At 68.2% G+C, this 14,712-nt stretch carries 14 protein-coding genes; 10 read left to right on the forward strand and 4 right to left on the reverse strand.

Annotation, left to right across the window (positions count from 1 at the left end; all coding sequences use genetic code 11):
• Nucleotides 1–537, reverse strand: a 537-nt coding sequence (locus ACE3P2_RS14305; protein ID WP_374265603.1) for an HlyD family secretion protein, incomplete at its 3' end; no start/stop codon positions are given.
• A 19-nt stretch (nucleotides 538–556) separates the two neighbouring features.
• Nucleotides 557–1,951: an efflux transporter outer membrane subunit gene (locus ACE3P2_RS14310; protein WP_374265605.1), complete on the reverse strand. Its 1,395-nt coding sequence runs from the start codon at nucleotides 1,949–1,951 to the stop codon at nucleotides 557–559.
• Between the two features lie 228 nt (nucleotides 1,952–2,179).
• Here ACE3P2_RS14310 and ACE3P2_RS14315 point away from each other — a divergent pair, with 228 nt between their 5' ends.
• A complete protein-coding gene (locus ACE3P2_RS14315) occupies nucleotides 2,180–2,821 on the forward strand; it encodes a TetR/AcrR family transcriptional regulator (RefSeq protein ID WP_374265607.1) in 642 nt (213 codons plus the stop codon).
• A gap of 13 nt (nucleotides 2,822–2,834) precedes the next feature.
• On the opposite strand, the gene ACE3P2_RS14320 is transcribed toward ACE3P2_RS14315, so the two are convergent.
• The gene (locus tag ACE3P2_RS14320) at nucleotides 2,835–3,950 is read right to left on the reverse strand and encodes a GNAT family N-acetyltransferase (RefSeq protein ID WP_374265609.1); all 1,116 of its coding nucleotides are present in this window, start codon (nucleotides 3,948–3,950) and stop codon (nucleotides 2,835–2,837) included.
• 179 nt (nucleotides 3,951–4,129) lie between these two features.
• On the opposite strand from ACE3P2_RS14320, the gene ACE3P2_RS14325 reads away from it, so the two are divergent.
• From ACE3P2_RS14325 to ACE3P2_RS14365, 9 genes are all read left to right on the forward strand, one after another.
• The gene (locus tag ACE3P2_RS14325) at nucleotides 4,130–4,345 is read left to right on the forward strand and encodes a molybdopterin-binding protein (protein ID WP_374265611.1); all 216 of its coding nucleotides are present in this window, start codon (nucleotides 4,130–4,132) and stop codon (nucleotides 4,343–4,345) included.
• A 22-nt stretch (nucleotides 4,346–4,367) separates the two neighbouring features.
• Complete coding sequence (ssuC, locus tag ACE3P2_RS14330) at nucleotides 4,368–5,156, forward strand: aliphatic sulfonate ABC transporter permease SsuC (RefSeq protein ID WP_374265613.1); 789 nt, start codon at nucleotides 4,368–4,370, stop codon at nucleotides 5,154–5,156.
• Nucleotides 5,157–5,171: 15 nt separating this feature from the next.
• The gene (locus ACE3P2_RS14335) at nucleotides 5,172–6,170 is read left to right on the forward strand and encodes an ATP-binding cassette domain-containing protein (RefSeq protein WP_374265615.1); all 999 of its coding nucleotides are present in this window, start codon (nucleotides 5,172–5,174) and stop codon (nucleotides 6,168–6,170) included.
• A gap of 264 nt (nucleotides 6,171–6,434) precedes the next feature.
• Nucleotides 6,435–7,307: a TauD/TfdA dioxygenase family protein gene (locus tag ACE3P2_RS14340; protein ID WP_374265617.1), complete on the forward strand. Its 873-nt coding sequence runs from the start codon at nucleotides 6,435–6,437 to the stop codon at nucleotides 7,305–7,307.
• 42 nt (nucleotides 7,308–7,349) lie between these two features.
• A complete protein-coding gene (locus ACE3P2_RS14345) occupies nucleotides 7,350–8,333 on the forward strand; it encodes a sulfonate ABC transporter substrate-binding protein (protein ID WP_374265619.1) in 984 nt (327 codons plus the stop codon).
• Between the two features lie 83 nt (nucleotides 8,334–8,416).
• Entirely contained in the window at nucleotides 8,417–9,502 is a 1,086-nt protein-coding gene (locus ACE3P2_RS14350; RefSeq protein WP_374265621.1) for a sigma-54 interaction domain-containing protein, read from the forward strand.
• 188 nt (nucleotides 9,503–9,690) lie between these two features.
• The gene (gene ssuD / locus ACE3P2_RS14355; RefSeq protein WP_374265623.1) at nucleotides 9,691–10,836 is read left to right on the forward strand and encodes an FMNH2-dependent alkanesulfonate monooxygenase; all 1,146 of its coding nucleotides are present in this window, start codon (nucleotides 9,691–9,693) and stop codon (nucleotides 10,834–10,836) included.
• A 10-nt stretch (nucleotides 10,837–10,846) separates the two neighbouring features.
• The gene (locus tag ACE3P2_RS14360; RefSeq protein WP_374265625.1) at nucleotides 10,847–12,073 is read left to right on the forward strand and encodes an acyl-CoA dehydrogenase family protein; all 1,227 of its coding nucleotides are present in this window, start codon (nucleotides 10,847–10,849) and stop codon (nucleotides 12,071–12,073) included.
• A 361-nt stretch (nucleotides 12,074–12,434) separates the two neighbouring features.
• Nucleotides 12,435–12,722: a hypothetical protein gene (locus ACE3P2_RS14365; protein ID WP_374265627.1), complete on the forward strand. Its 288-nt coding sequence runs from the start codon at nucleotides 12,435–12,437 to the stop codon at nucleotides 12,720–12,722.
• On the opposite strand, the gene ACE3P2_RS14370 is transcribed toward ACE3P2_RS14365, so the two are convergent.
• Nucleotides 12,697–14,706, reverse strand: coding sequence for an N-6 DNA methylase (locus ACE3P2_RS14370; RefSeq protein WP_374265629.1), 2,010 nt, complete (start codon nucleotides 14,704–14,706; stop codon nucleotides 12,697–12,699). The two genes, ACE3P2_RS14365 and ACE3P2_RS14370, sit on opposite strands and share 26 nt — an antisense overlap.
• Nucleotides 14,707–14,712 lie beyond the last annotated feature (6 nt).

Raw genomic sequence — 14,712 nt, forward strand, 5'->3', positions numbered from 1 at the left:
CGCCGCGGTGATCTGGGCCTGGGCGGCGGCCACGCCGGCCTCGGCGTTGCGCACCCGCGCCATGTCCTCGTCGGCCTGCTGGGCCGAGGTGGCGCGGTCGGCGAGCAGCGCCTTCGAGCGTGCGCTGGTGCGCCGCGCCACGTCCAGCTCGCTCTGGCGCAGCACCCGAATCGCCTCGGCGCTGGCCAGGTCGGCGCGGCGCTGGGCAACCAGAGCCTGAGTGGTCTCGCGGCTGGCGCGGGCGTTGGCGAGCTGGGCGCGAGCCTGGGCGAGCTGGGCGTCGAGGGCACGGGTGTCCATCCGCGCGATCACGTCGCCGGCCTTCACGAAGTCGCCTTCATTGACCAGGATGTCGGCGACGCGGCCCGCGGCCTTGGCGGCCACGTCCACCTCGGTGGCCTCGATGCGGCCGTTGCCTTGCACGAAGTCGCCATCGTCCTCGGCGGTGGTGGTGTAGCGCCAGGCCAGGCCGGCGACGGCGAGGGCCGCGACGGCGAGGGCGCCGCGAATGAGCCAGGTTTTCCGGGTGGGCGTCATGACGTCGATTCCTTTGGGTTCAGTCCTGCGGGCCGCCGCCGAGGGCCTTGTAGAGCGTGACGGTGCTGCCCATGTGGGCGCGCCGCAGCTGCACCAGTGCCTGCTCGGCGGAGAACAGGGCGCGCTGGGCGTCGAGCACGTCCAGGTAGCTGCTCGCGCCGCGTTCGAAGCGCAGCCCGGCGAGGCGGGCGCGGTCGGCTTCGGCGGCGACCAGATTGCGCTGCTCGGCTACCTGTACCGCCAGCCAGCGCCGCGCCGGGAGGGCGTCGGCCACTTCGCGGAAGGCGTCCTGGACGGTGCGCTCGTAGTCGGCCACGGCCACCTCCTGGCGGGCTTCGGCGAGGTTCAGGGCGGCGCGGGTGCGGCCGCCGTCGAACAGCGGCATGCGCAGCATCGGCACGAAGTTCCAGGCGCTGGCGCCACCGCGGAACAGGCCGTCCAGCTCGGCGCTGGCGCCGCCGCCGAAGGCGGTGAGGGTGATGTTGGGCAGGAAGGCGGCGCGCGCGGCGTCCACCCGGGCGTGACTGGCGACGAGGCGTTGTTCGGCGGCGCGGATGTCGGGGCGGCGGGTCAGCAGCGCGGCGGGCAGGCCGGCGGGCAGTGGCGCCTCGAGGCCCTGACCGTCGAGCGACGCGGCAGCGGGCAGGGTGCCGCCGGCGTGGCCGGTGAGTTGCTGGATCAGCGCCGCGTTCTGGGCCCGCTGGCGTTCGAGCGCGGCCCGCTCGCCGCGGGTGCTGACGAGCAGGGATTCGGCCTGCCGCAATTCCAGATCGGAGCTGCTGCCGACATCGGCCCGGCGGCGCATGATGCGGAAGGATTCCTCGCGGGTGGCGAGCGCCCTGCCGGCGAGGTCGATGCGCTCGTCCAGCTCCAGCGCCAGCAGGTGCGCCTGGGCGACCTGCGCGACGAGGCTGAGGGTGAACGCCCGGCGCGCCTCGTCGGTGGCGAGGAACTGGGCCAGCGCGGCGGCGTTGAGGCTGCGCACGCGGCCCCAGAAATCCACCTCGTAGGCCAGCATCTGCGCGCCGGCGCGGTACTGGCTGGCGATCTGCGGGGCGCGGGTCACCGACAGGTCGGCCGGGGTGCGGCCCCGCTCGCCGACGGCGGCGAGGTCGATGCCCGGCAGGCTGGCGGCTTCCTGGATGCCGAACTGGGCACGCGCTTCGGCGACGCGGGCGACGGCCACCTGCAGGTCGCGGTTGTGGGCAAGGGCGGCTTCGACGAGGGCGCGCAGGCGGGCGTCGGCGAACAGCGCACGCCAGCCGGGCAGGTCGGGCGCCGCGCCGGCGTCGGCGGTATCGGGGTAATGCGCGGGCAGATCGGGCGCCGGCGCGACGACCGGTGCGCTGGCGCAGGCGGCGAGGGCGAGGCACAGCCCGCCGAGCAGGGCGGGACCGATTCGGGAGAGCGTCACGATGACTCCTTGCCGGCGGTCCGGCGATCACGTGTTGCGATGCGAACAGGATGAATTCCAACATCCTTTGGAAAATTCTTCAAGCCTGCCACCCCGCCATGGACGCACGATTCGATGGCGTTTTGATGTCGGTCAAGATTTTTGCCAACAATCGTTGGATTATGGTTGGCGGGCGCCGCCGGTCGCGGCGGCCGTTTGCCCGAATTCCCTCACGCCGAGCTGCCCATCATGCCTGCCGAACCGCTCCTGCGCGGACCTGGCCGCCCCCGCGGCGACTCCGACCTGCGCGCCCGCCTGCTGGCGGCGGCCGAGGCGGCGTTCGCCAGCGATGGCTTCGATGCCGCCAGTCTGCGCGCGATCGCCTTCGCCGCCGGTTGCGACGTGTCGATGGTGGCCCATTACTTCGGTTCCAAGGCCGAGCTGTGGCGGGCCGTCATCGACGCGCTGGCGGAGCGCCAGCGGCTGGGGCTGGTGGCGCTGACCGAAGCGCTGGCGGTCCTGCCGGCCGATTCGCGCCTGCGCCTGCGCTGTGGGGTTGAACAACTGTTCAACCGGATCGCCGCCGACGTGGCGCTGGCCCGCATGTTGCTGCGCGAGACGGCCGATGCGGGCCCGCGCGCCAGCTACATCGAGGCGCGGCTGACCCGCCCGATGCTGGCGGTGTATCGCCCGCTGTGGGAGGACGCGATGCGCGACGGCGTGCTGGGCAGCGCCGACGTGGTGGTGGCCCACGTGGCGACGGTCGGCGCGATCTTGGCGCTGATCGCGCTGCGCGACACGGTCGTCAGCCTGGGGGCGCTGGCGGGGCGCGAGGCGGATATGGCGGCGCTGCGCGACGAGTTCTGCCGGGGGCTGTTCGGGCTGGCGTAGCCGGCGCGTGGCGTCAGGCGCGGAACGGCAGGTGCTCGGCGAGTTCGTCCAGGTAGGCGTCGACGCCGCCGCGCTCCTGGGCGAGGAAGCGGTGTACCGCGTCGCGAAAGCGCGGATCGGCGATCCAGTGGGCCGACACGGTGCGCACCGGTTCGAGGCCGCGGGCGAGCTTGTGTTCGCCCTGGGCACCACCTTCGAAGCGGCCGAGCCCGGCCTGGATCGCGTAGTCGATGGCCTGGTAGTAGCAGGCCTCGAAGTGCAGGCAGGGGACGAATTCCGTCGCGCCCCAGTAGCGGCCGTAGAGGGCCTCGGCGTCCTGCAGGAAGAAGCTCGCCGCCAGCGGGCGGCCGTCCCGCTCGGCGATCATCAGCACGCAGGCCGCGGGGGCGAGGCGGGCGAAATCCGTGAAGAAGCGCTGCGTCAGATAGGGCGTGGAGCGGTGCTCGGCGTAGGTGCGGGCGTAGCAGGCGTGGAAGAAGGCCCAGTCGTCGGCCCCGATCCCGGCGCCGCGTAGCACCCGGAAGCGCACTCCGGCGTCCGCCACCTTGCGCCGCTCCTGGCGGATCTTCTTGCGCTTGGGCTGGGCCAGGCGGTCGAGGAAATCGTCGAAATCCCGGTAGCCGGGGTTTTGCCAGTGGAACTGCACGCCGTGGCGCAGCATCAGGCCGGCGTCCCGCAGCCAGCCGGCTTCCTCGTCGGTGGGGAACAGCACGTGCAAGGACGAGGCGCCGGAGTCGCGTGCCTCGGCCAGCACGGCGTCGATCAGCGTCTGGCGGGCGGCGGCGTCGCGGCCCGGAATGCGCGGGCCGGGAATCGGCGTGAACGGCAGGGCGGCGAGCCACTTGGGGTAGTAGTCGAGCCCGTGGCGCCGGTAGGCGTCGGCCCAGGCCCAGTCGAACACGTACTCGCCGTAGGAGTGGTGCTTGAGGTAGCGGGGCATCGCCGCGCACAGGGTGTCGCCGTCCCACAGGGCGGCGTGGCGGGGCGTCCATCCGGTGCGCGGCGAGACGCAGCCGGAAGATTCCAGCGTGGCGAGAAAGGCGTGGGACAGGCACGGCTGGCCGCCGGCAAGGGCGTCCCAGGCGGCGGCGGGAATGTCGGCGAGGTCGGCGTGGAGGCGAGGGGACATCGGGGCGGGCCAGGGCTGTGGGGCTGCCCGGGTTATACCAAGTTTCGCGGGGGCGTTGCGGCGCACGTGGGCGGGATCGTGCCGGGTCGCGGCCTTGATAAGCAATTCGCTTTTTCTTGGTTGGGTGCCGGCGGGGCGGTGGCGACAATGCGCTTCCAGCCATTCAACGGAGCGCCATCGTGTCCATTCAGTCCATCAACACCCGCAACCAGTTCCGCGGCCGCATCAAGGAGATCATCGAAGGGCCGGTGGTGTCCGAAGTGGACGTGGAAACGCCCCACGGCATCGTCACCTCGGTGATCACCACCCGCTCGGTGCGCGATCTGCAGCTGGCGGTCGGCACCGAGGTGCTGGCGCTGGTGAAATCCACCGAAGTGTCCATCGCCAAGCGCTGAGCGACTGTCGGGAGACCTTGCCATGACCGCCGTGAGCCGCGTGTTCAGAAACGGCCTGGCCGCGCTGTTGCCGTGGCTGGTGCCCCTTGCGATCCTCGTGCTGTGGGAGCTGGCCGCGTACTTCGGCTGGCTGTCGAGCCGCATCCTGCCCGAGCCGCTGGCGGTGCTGCGCGCCGGCTGGACGCTGGCCGAGAGCGGCGAGCTGTGGACCCATCTGCGGGTGAGCGCGGGCCGCGCGCTGGTGGGCTTCGCGATCGGCGGCGGGCTCGGGCTGCTGCTGGGGCTGCTTACCGGCAGCTTCCGCTGGGCCGAGATCGCCTTCGACACCACCTTGCAGATGGTGCGCAACATTCCGCCGCTGGCGCTGATCCCGCTGGTGATCCTGTGGTTCGGCATCGACGAGACGGCCAAGCTGTTCCTCATTTCGCTGGGGGTGTTCTTCGCGCTCTATATCAACACCTTCCACGGCATCCGCTCGGTGGACCCGGCGCTGATCGAGATGGGCCGCAGCTACGGGCTGACGGGCTGGGCGCTGTACCGGGAGATCATCCTGCCCGGCGCGCTGTCGTCGATCCTGGTGGGGGTGCGCTACGCGCTGGGTTTCATGTGGGTGATCCTGATCGTCGCCGAAACCATCTCGGCCCAGTCGGGCATCGGCTACATGACGATGAACGCCCGCGAGTTCCTGCAGACCGACGTGGTGCTGCTGGGCATCCTGCTCTACGCGCTGCTCGGCAAGCTGGCCGACGTGGCGGCCCGTCTGCTCGAGCGCCACTGTCTGCGCTGGAACACGGCCTACGCGGCCAACTGACCGAAAGGATCGAACATGCAAATCGACCGGACCGAGCTGGCACGGCTCGAAGCGGCCCAGTCGTCCGCCCGGGCGGACGGGCGTGGCCTGTCCATCGCGCTCCACGGCCTCGTCAAGCGCTTCGGCGAGCGGGCGGTGCTGCGCGGGGTGGACCTGCGGATCGAGGCGGGGCAGTTCGTCGCCATCGTCGGGCGCAGCGGCTGCGGCAAGAGCACCCTGCTGCGCCAGCTGGCGGGCCTGGACGCGCCGTCGGAAGGGCGCATCGACTTCGATGGCGCGCCCCGCGACGCCCATGGCGCCGACGTGCGCCTGATGTTCCAGGATTCGCGCCTGCTGCCCTGGCGCACGGTGGTGCAGAACGTGGCCCTCGGCCTGGCCGGCCGCCGCGCCGAGGTGCGCGAGCGGGCGCTGGAGGCGCTGGCCCAGGTGGGCCTGTCGGATCGCGCCGACGAATGGCCGAGCCGGCTCTCCGGCGGTCCGCGTCAGCGCGTCGCCCTGGCCCGGGCGCTGATCCACCGGCCGCGCCTGCTGCTGCTCGACGAGCCGCTGGGCGCGCTGGACGCGCTGACCCGCATCGAGATGCAGCGCCTCATCGAGCGCGTCTGGCGCCACCACGGCTTCACCGCGGTGCTGGTCACCCACGACGTATCCGAGGCGGTGGCGCTGGCGGACCGCATCCTGCTGGTGGAGGACGGCCGCGTGACCCTCGACGAGCCGGTGCCGCTGCCGCGTCCGCGCCGCCACGGCGAGGCGCCCTTCGCCGCGCTGGAAGGCCGGGTGCTGGGGCGTTTGATGAACGTCGCGGCGCTCAACGAGCGCAATCAGCTGCGCGGCAGGGTGGCGGGCATCACCTTCGACGCGGTGCTCTCGGAGGTGCGCATCGAGACCCCCGCCGGGCTGGTCACGGCGACGGTGTCCACCCGCGCCCTGCGCGAGCAGCCTCTGGAAGTGGGCGCCGAGGTGCTGGCGGCGTTCAAGTCCAACGAAGTGGTGCTCGCCACCGTGGCCTCCTGAGCGCAGGCCGCCGCGCCCTCCGTCGTCCCCCGAGCCCCGCCGGCCCCGCCCGCGGGGCTTTTCGCATGGTTGTCCGCGCGGGCGAGCCGTTTTGCGCCGAGGGGGCTTGCCTGCCGCGGCATTAAAAACAGATAAGCAATCCAGTCGGGGCGGACTAAGCAAAGCAGATCAAGTTGGTTCGTCTTTGTCGCGGCGCTATTTAAAGTGGGCTCATCGGGATCGACACCGCATCCCATTCCAGACATCGCGACAGGAGAAGCCCCAATGTCCCGCCTCGAAAATGCCGTGCCCGGCTACCAGCATCTCGTCATCGAGCCCTACACCCCCAACATCGGCGCCACCGTGCGCGACATCGATCTGTCCGACCTGCGCTCCGAAGCCGTGCGCGCCGAGCTGCGCAAGGCGCTGGTCGAATTCCAGGTGCTGTTCTTCCGCCAGCAGACCCTGACCCCCGAACAGCACATCGAGGTCGCCAAGGTGTTCGGCGACCCGGACAAGGCCAAGGCCTTCTTTCCGCGCCACGAAACCCAGAAGGTGATCGAGGTGCTCGAGGCCAGGCCCGGCGGCAACCGCTTCGGCACCGACGAGTGGCACACCGACATCACCTTCTCGGCCAATCCGCCCACTGGCACGGTGCTGTATTCCCGCGTCGTGCCGCCGGCCGGGGGCGACACCGCGTGGGCCAGCGGCACCGCGGTGTACGAATCCCTGCCGTCGTCGCTGCGCACCTATCTCGAGGAGCTGGAAGCCGTGCACAGCTTCGAGCACAGCGGCTGGCCCCCGTATTTCGCGCGCCTGCCGGACGGCGAGGCGGTCTATCGCCAGGCCCGCAACGACCACCTGCCGGTGGTCCATCCGGTGATCCGCACCCACCCGGTGTCGGGCAAGAAGATCGTCTACGTGAGCCCCAACTTCACCGACCGCATCAAGGGGCTGTCGCGTCAGGAGAGCGACGCGCTGCTGGCCTTCCTGTTCGCCCGCTTCCAGCGCCCCGAGTTCCAGGCCCGCCTGCGCTGGGAAGCCGACACCGTGGCGGTGTGGGACAACCGCGCCACCGTCCATTACGCCGTCACCGACTACGGCGACGCCCACCGCCTGCTGCACCGGGTCACCTTCGGCGAAGACCGCGCCTTCTGAGTCCCCGTCCGCCAACACCAAACAACACGACTGGATAAGCGCATGACCAAGAATCGAACCCCCGCCGCCGGCCGCCGCGGCATCCTCCGCGCCGTGCTCGGCGCGGTGCTCGCCGCCGCCGTCGCCACCCCGGCCTTCGCCCAGACCGCCGAGGCGCCCAAGGAGCTGCGCATCGGTTACCAGAAGTACGGCACGCTGGTCATCCTCAAGGCCCGCGGCACCCTCGAAAAACGTCTCGCCGACAAGGGCGTCGCCGTCAAATGGACCGAGTTCCCGTTCGGGCCGCCGCTGCTCGAGGCGATCAACGTCGGCAGCATCGACGTGGGCACCACCGGCGAGGCGCCGCCGATCTTCGCCCAGGCGGCCGGCGCCGACCTGGTCTACATCGGCACCGAGCCGCCGGCCCCCACCGCCGAGGCGCTGGTGGTGCCCAAGGATTCGCCGATCCGCAGCCTGGCCGACCTGAAGGGCAAGAAGATCGCCGTCGCCAAGGGCTCCAACGCCAACTACCTGCTGCTCAAGCTCCTCGAGAAGGGCGGCCTCAAGCTCGCCGACGTGTCGGTGGTCTACCTGCCGCCGGCCGACGCCCGCGCCGCCTTCGAGAGCGGCCGCGTGGATGCCTGGTCGATCTGGGACCCGTTCCTCGCCGCCGCCGAGAAGCAGTTGAACGCCCGGGCGATTGCCGACGGCACCGGCGCGGTCGCCAACCACCAGTTCTACCTGGCGGCCCGCGGCTACGCCGACAAGCACCCGGAGATCGTGCGCATCCTGCTCGACGAGATCGGCAAGATCGACCAGTGGGGCAAGCAGAATCCGAAGGAGGTGGCGCGCTTCATCGCCCCGCTGATCGGCATCGAGCTGCCGGTGGTCGAACTGGCGGCCCAGCGTCTCAGCTACGGCGTGCGCCCGGTGACCGACGAGGTGCTGGCCCAGCAGCAGAAGGTGGCCGACGCCTTCGCCGAGCTCAAGCTGGTGCCCAAGCGGGTGCGCGTCGCCGACGCCGCCTGGAAGCACGGCAAGCCCTGACGGCTCCGGCCGCCCCGCCACGCGCCGCGGCATCCAGAACCGCCGCCGCGGCGGGGTCCGCCCCCTTCGAAGAGAGAACACCGATGAGCGAATCCAACACCGCGCGGGTGCTCACCCTGCCCAACGCCGGCGAGGCCGCCCTGACGATCCGCGCCAAGGCGCTGATCTTCCACGACCCCAAATCCCTCGCGCTGCTGGGCCACGTGGAGCGCATCGCGCCGAGCGAGGCCAACGTGCTGATCGTCGGCGAGACCGGCACCGGCAAGGAATTGATCGCCCGCCACGTGCACGCCCAGAGCGGCCGGCGCGGCCCCTTCGTGGCGGTGAACTGCGGCGCCTTCAGCGAAAACCTCGTCGAAGCCGAGCTGTTCGGCCATGAGGCCGGCGCTTTCACCGGCGCCCAGCAGGCCCGCGCCGGCTGGTTCGAGGCGGCCAATGGCGGCACCTTGTTCCTCGACGAGGTGGGCGATCTGCCCCAGCCGATCCAGGTCAAGCTGCTGCGGGTGCTGCAGGAGCGCCAGGTGGTGCGCCTGGGCTCGCGCAAGCCGATTCCCGTGGACGTGCGTCTCGTCGCCGCCACCAACGTGGATCTGGAAAAGGCGGTGCAGGCCGGGCGCTTCCGGCTGGATCTGTACTACCGGCTCAACGTGGCCCCGGTGTACCTGCCGCCGCTGCGCGAGCGTCGGGGCGACATCCTGCCGCTGGTGGATTACTTCATCGAGTACTACCGCCAGCGTCTGGGCGTCGAGGCGCCCTGCGTCACCCGCGAGGCGGCGGCGATCCTGCGCCAGTACCACTGGCCGGGCAACATCCGCGAGCTGGAGAACGTGATTCACTTTGCCCTCATCGTCAGCCAGAACGGTGTCGTGTCGCCCGCCGACCTGCGCCTGCCCGGCCAGGTGCTGCCGGCCGGCGACCCCGCCGCCCGACCCATCGACGATTCGCCCGAGGGCGCGCTGGCGGCGATCCGCCTGCAACTGTGCCGCCTCCTCGAACGGGGCGAACCCGGGCTCTACGACACCCTCGAGCGGCTGGTCTTCGAGACCGCCTTCGACTTCTGCCGCGAGAACCAGGTGCGCACCGCGCGCGAGCTGGGCATCTCCCGCAACATCCTGCGCACCCAGCTCAAGCGCTTCGGCCTGATCGGCGAAACCGCCGCCGAGACCTGACGCCGCCTGCTGCGCCGGCAGCAGCCCGGCGTGCACCGCTGCTGCCGGCGCAGCGGCGCGGCTGGCCGGGCAGCGCCGCGCAGACCGCCTCCGGCGTGGCTTCGCGCGCCCTGGCGGCGCCTGGCACGCCGGCTGCTAGGTCGGCTCCTCTTCCGCCTTTCCGTATTCCGCTTCTCAGGAGCAACACCATGCATATCTTCTGGTTCCTGCCCACCCACGGCGACAGCCGTTACCTGGGCACCAGCCACGGCGGACGCGCCGTCACCCACGGCTACCTCAAGCAGGTCGCCCAGGCCGCCGACGAACTCGGCTACGAGGGCGTGCTGATCCCCACCGGCCGCTCCTGCGAGGATTCGTGGGTGGTCGCCGCCTCGCTTGCGCCGCTCACCGAACGCCTCAAGTTCCTCGTCGCGATCCGCCCCGGCATCGTCTCGCCGACCGTCAGCGCCCGCATGGCCGCCACCCTCGACCGCATCTCCGGCGGGCGCCTGCTCATCAACGTCGTCACCGGCGGCGACCCCGACGAGCAGCGCGGCGACGGCATCCACCTCAGCCACGCCGAACGCTACGAAGCCGCCGACGAGTTCCTGCAGATCTGGCGCGGCGTGCTGCAGGGCGAGGCGGTCAGCTTCGAAGGCCGCCACCTGCACGTGGAGAACGCCCGTGCCCTTTACCCGCCGGTGCAGAAGCCGTATCCGCCGCTGTTCTTCGGCGGATCGTCGCCCGAGGCCCACGACCTCGCCGCCGAGCAGGTGGACGTCTACCTCACCTGGGGCGAACCCCTCGAGGCGGTCGCCGAGAAGATCGCCGACGTGCGCGCCAAAGCCGCCGCCCACGGCCGCACGCTCAAGTTCGGCATTCGCCTGCACGTGATCGTGCGCGAAACCGCCGAGGCCGCCTGGGCCGCCGCCGACGAACTCATCTCGCACCTGTCGGACGAGACCATTGCCGCGGCCCAGCAGTCCTTTGCCCGCTTCGATTCCGAAGGCCAGCGCCGCATGGCGGCCCTGCACGGCGGGCGCCGCGACAGGCTGGAGGTGGCCCCCAACCTGTGGGCCGGCGTCGGCCTGGTGCGCGGCGGTGCCGGCACCGCGCTGGTGGGCGATCCGCAGCAGGTGGCGGCGCGCGTCAAGGAATACGCGGCGCTGGGCATCAACTACTTCATCTTCTCGGGCTACCCGCACCTGGAGGAATCCTACCGGGTCGCCGAGCTGCTGTTCCCGCTGCTGCCGGTGTCGGCCGGCGGCGCCGGGCAGGCGCCGAACCTCACCGGGCCTTTCGGCGAGGTGATCGCCAACGACATCGTGCCGCCCAAGGCGGCCCAACCCGCGTAAAGGAGCCTCGATGAGCCTGCTTTCCCCCGATCCCCGCGCCACCGCCGACGCTTCGGCGCTGCCCACCGTGGCCGACGCAAGCCCCGCCGCGGTGGCCGCGGCCCTCGCCGAACGCTTTGCCCACACCGCCGCCGCCCGCGACCTGGCCGGCGGCACGCCCAAGGTCGAGCGCGACCTGCTGCGCCAGAGCGGCCTGTTGCGGCTGTCGGTGCCGGTCGAATACGGCGGCCTCGGCGCCAGCTGGGCCGACACCCTCGGGGTGGTGCGCCAGATCGCCCGCGTCGACAGCTCGGTGGCCCACGTGTTCGCCTTCCATCACCTGCTGCTGGCCACGGTGCGGCTGTTCGGCAACGCGCGCCAGTGGGCCCCGCTGTTCGCCGATACCGTGCGCCACGACTGGTTCTGGGGCAACGCCCTCAATCCCCTCGACAAGCGCACCGTTGCCACCCGCGTGGAGGGCGGGCGGCGCTTCAGTGGCCACAAGCGCTTCTGCTCCGGCGCGCTGGATTCCGACGTGCTGCTCGCCTCGGCCCAGGAAGACAGCGCCGACGGCCGCCTGCTGATCGCCGCGATCCCCACCCGCCGCGAGGGCATCGCCCTCTTCGACGACTGGGACAACATGGGCCAGCGCCAGACCGACAGCGGCAGCGCCCGCTTCGACGACGTGTTCGTCGCCGAGGGCGAGCTGCTCCTCGACCCGGGGCCCTTGTCGTCGCCCTTCGCCTGCCTGCGCTCGCTGCTCGCCCAGCTGGTGCTCACCAACCTCTACGTGGGCATCGCCGAGGGCGCCCTGGCCGAGGCGCGCAGCTTCACCCGCCACCAGGCCCGGCGTTGGCCCGCCTCGCCGGCCGCCGAGGCCAGCGACGACCCCTACGTGCTGCGTCACTACGGTGAGCTGTGGGTGGCGCTGGAAGGCGCCCGGGTGCTCGCCGACCGGGCCGCGGTGCGCTTCGACGAAGCCTGGCAGCAGGGCCTCGCCCTCACCGAAGCCGGCCGCGGCGACGTGGCCGTGGCTGTCGCCACCGCCAAGATGGCGGCCACCCGCGCCGGGCTCGATCTCACCAGCCGCATCTTCGAGGTGACCGGCGCCCGCTCCACCACCGCCGCGCTGCGCCTCGACCGCTTCTGGCGCAACCTGCGCGTCCACACCCTGCACGACCCCGCCGACTACAAGCTGCGCGAGCTGGGCGACTGGGCCCTCAACGGCCGCCACCCGGTGCCGTCGTTCTACAGCTGACCCGCTTCTTCCTTTGGCATCACGCCGCCGGCGCCCTTCGGGGCGCCGTTTTTTTTTGCCCGGCCGCCCCCGGCGTGCCCCACGCGCCGCGCGGCCTATTGCCGGCCCTATTTTTGCCAGTGCGCCTGTTGGCAGCGAAGCAGTGGTGGGGCTTTTTTGTTTGCGGTGCAGCAAATAATTTTCCATTGATTTTGGATGGCTTTGTTTTATATCGATTTTTATTGCTGGCACGGCTCCTGCTAAATAAGCCATGAACGGATGGCCGGCTTTTTTCAATTCCGGGGAAGAATTGTCATTCATTGGCCGCCAATCCTTGCTCCGGCGCATCCGTTCGCTTCGATCAATAAAGATAGGGTAGGAAATGAATAAGAACATCATTGCGCTGGCGCTCGCCGGCCTCGCTGTCGCCCCGACAATTGCCCAGGCCCAGGTCACCATTTTCGGTACTGCCGATGCCGGTTACCGCTGGAGCGGCCACAACATCGATCCGAGCGTCGGCAGCCGCTCGCGGATCGATTCCGGCACCAGCGTGCCGAGTCGCCTCGGTGAGTCTTGTAACGACTGCTTAAGTGCAGTCGTCGTTGGCGGGCAGGGAAGCTGTTTCGGAACGCATGCGCAGTCCATCAGCCTAACAATGAGGACTCGCTAGCGCGTAGTGCAGCCACCTTCACTGAGGCTTGAGACATCGTTTGAAGGGCGCATCTGTAGTTTTCAGCTAACTCTGCAAGCTTTGCGGCTCTCGTTCCACTTTCATCGGGCATTGGTACTAGAACCGATGCAAGCTCTGCGCTTCGGATGCGATTGTGTGAAGCCGAAGTGCCTGACGTTAGACTTCGGATTTGACTCTGAACTGCGTCAGTGAGCAGGAGGTATGCCAAGAGATAGACATCCACCCCTTGTTTAGCGCGAAGCACCTCGAATTCCGAAGAACAGAGGGTTCTCTTGCCAAACTCGGGTGTAATGCAAATGCGAGGAATCCTAGGATTGATTTTTGAAACAAGAATCTCACCAGCGTTTGTTGGTAATCCAGGCGTTTTGGGTGCATAGCTCTGAGCTCCGCCCATATCGACTAGGCCTTCGCCAAGAACATGAAGGACGGAAATAAAGGCCGTGCCGGGCTCCCAGCGCTCATTGCGCCGTGCATCGGAGCAAAAATCGACCAGCTCAGCAAGTGGGACCATCTTTAATCCATCGCGCGACTGCACTTGAGCAATAGCATCTAGTCGCTCGGCGCTGTAATGACTTGGTGTCCAGCTTCCGCGCATTACCTCTGCTTCTTCAACTAGAACGCAGGATGGGCTGCGATTCAGTACATTTGCTCCAGTGGCAAACCCGGTCGCTTTAGCAGCTCTATAAGCGTGAAGAATCTCATGCAGCTGATTTTCTCCCTCAGGCTGTTTAATCTGAACCCCCTTTCGGGATGAGACTTGAAATCCCAAGTCTGTAGCAACAGACATGAAGATGTTTCCCGGGGTTTTCTGGCGCCCTTTTTGGATGTAAACAATAGATGTTTTTGTCCGGGTGCCGGCTTGAGCAAATGTTACTGGCGGGAGCTCAATAATCGCCTTGAGGGTGGCCTTGCCAGCGAGGTGCTGCCTAAGCAGCGCCGCCGTGCCTTTCGCAGATACAACTCCGTCAGGCACAACAATCAATAATCTCCCCCCGCTCCTAAGTAGCTCAAGGTTTCTGTCTACAAAAAGTAGTTCGGAATCTATCGATGGAATGGTCCGCCTTAGCGCGGAGAAGAATGGGGTGTTACTCCCACAAGTTCTGCGAACCTCATCTCCGCCAAATCGCGCACCAAAGGGGGGGTTGGTCAGTATTAAATCGACCTTGCCGTTTAGGTCATCAAGTGCGGATCCTAGTTCGAGGGAGTTGCCGATCTCGATACGATGCTCTTCAACGTCAAAGAGCTCAAGGTTGATGGTTGCGAGCCGTGCCATGCGCTCAACCTTGTCTTGGCCAATAAGTCGAAGCTTCTCCAAAGGGATGTTGCCTGTAGTACGCGCACGATGGTAGAACGTGGTCAGAAAAGAGCCAACCCCGCAGGATGGGTCTAGTACTGTCAGGTGTTTGTCGGGACTGCTGAATATTTCTTCAGGAATATCGTCAAGCGCCATGTCTACCATGAACTCCACCGCCTCAGGTGGGGTCATGTATTGGGCATCCTCAACGTTCCCTCGGAAATTGTCTCTTACAAAATGACCAAATGCCTCATTCAAAATGTCGAACGGGCGGCCGTCGTCGCGAAGTTGATATGCCAAGTCAACACATTGACGAACCAATGAGGTGAGGTCACTTGCAAGTGATTTATCCTCATCTCTCAAAATAAGTTTGGGTTGGACGCCGAATATCGACCTTCCACTTTTGCTCCAAGTATATTGCGGCAAACGCGCAGCTGCATCAAAGGCTGCCTGTAGCTCGCTGACAAGCTGCGGGGAGTCGACAGTTGGGAACGTCGGGATTAGGTCACGCCTGTAGGCTAGATAGGTGGCGAACAATTTTGCCACTTCATCGAGTTTCGCGTTGGAGTCGTCCAAACGTCCAGACCGATGAAATGTCTCGCGTAGATCGGAAAGACTTGCGTAAACGGCGCTGTAGCTGCTGGCAAGTGAGTCAGTCAAGGTGCTCATGGGGTT

Origin of the sequence: Zoogloea sp. (assembly GCF_041911615.1) — a bacterium.
In the GTDB taxonomy this organism is placed as follows: Bacteria; Pseudomonadota; Gammaproteobacteria; order Burkholderiales; family Rhodocyclaceae; genus Zoogloea.

Coding starts and splice junctions, on each gene's coding strand:
- ACE3P2_RS14335 (WP_374265615.1), top strand. CDS start 5,172: ATGCAAATCGACCGGACCGAGCTGGCACGGCTCGAAGCGGCCCAGTCG.
- ACE3P2_RS14320 (WP_374265609.1), bottom strand. CDS start 3,950: ATGTCCCCTCGCCTCCACGCCGACCTCGCCGACATTCCCGCCGCCGCC.
- ACE3P2_RS14360 (WP_374265625.1), top strand. CDS start 10,847: ATGAGCCTGCTTTCCCCCGATCCCCGCGCCACCGCCGACGCTTCGGCG.
- ssuC (WP_374265613.1), top strand. CDS start 4,368: ATGACCGCCGTGAGCCGCGTGTTCAGAAACGGCCTGGCCGCGCTGTTG.
- ACE3P2_RS14370 (WP_374265629.1), bottom strand. CDS start 14,706: ATGAGCACCTTGACTGACTCACTTGCCAGCAGCTACAGCGCCGTTTAC.
- ACE3P2_RS14340 (WP_374265617.1), top strand. CDS start 6,435: ATGTCCCGCCTCGAAAATGCCGTGCCCGGCTACCAGCATCTCGTCATC.
- ACE3P2_RS14345 (WP_374265619.1), top strand. CDS start 7,350: ATGACCAAGAATCGAACCCCCGCCGCCGGCCGCCGCGGCATCCTCCGC.
- ssuD (WP_374265623.1), top strand. CDS start 9,691: ATGCATATCTTCTGGTTCCTGCCCACCCACGGCGACAGCCGTTACCTG.
- ACE3P2_RS14365 (WP_374265627.1), top strand. CDS start 12,435: ATGAATAAGAACATCATTGCGCTGGCGCTCGCCGGCCTCGCTGTCGCC.
- ACE3P2_RS14350 (WP_374265621.1), top strand. CDS start 8,417: ATGAGCGAATCCAACACCGCGCGGGTGCTCACCCTGCCCAACGCCGGC.
- ACE3P2_RS14315 (WP_374265607.1), top strand. CDS start 2,180: ATGCCTGCCGAACCGCTCCTGCGCGGACCTGGCCGCCCCCGCGGCGAC.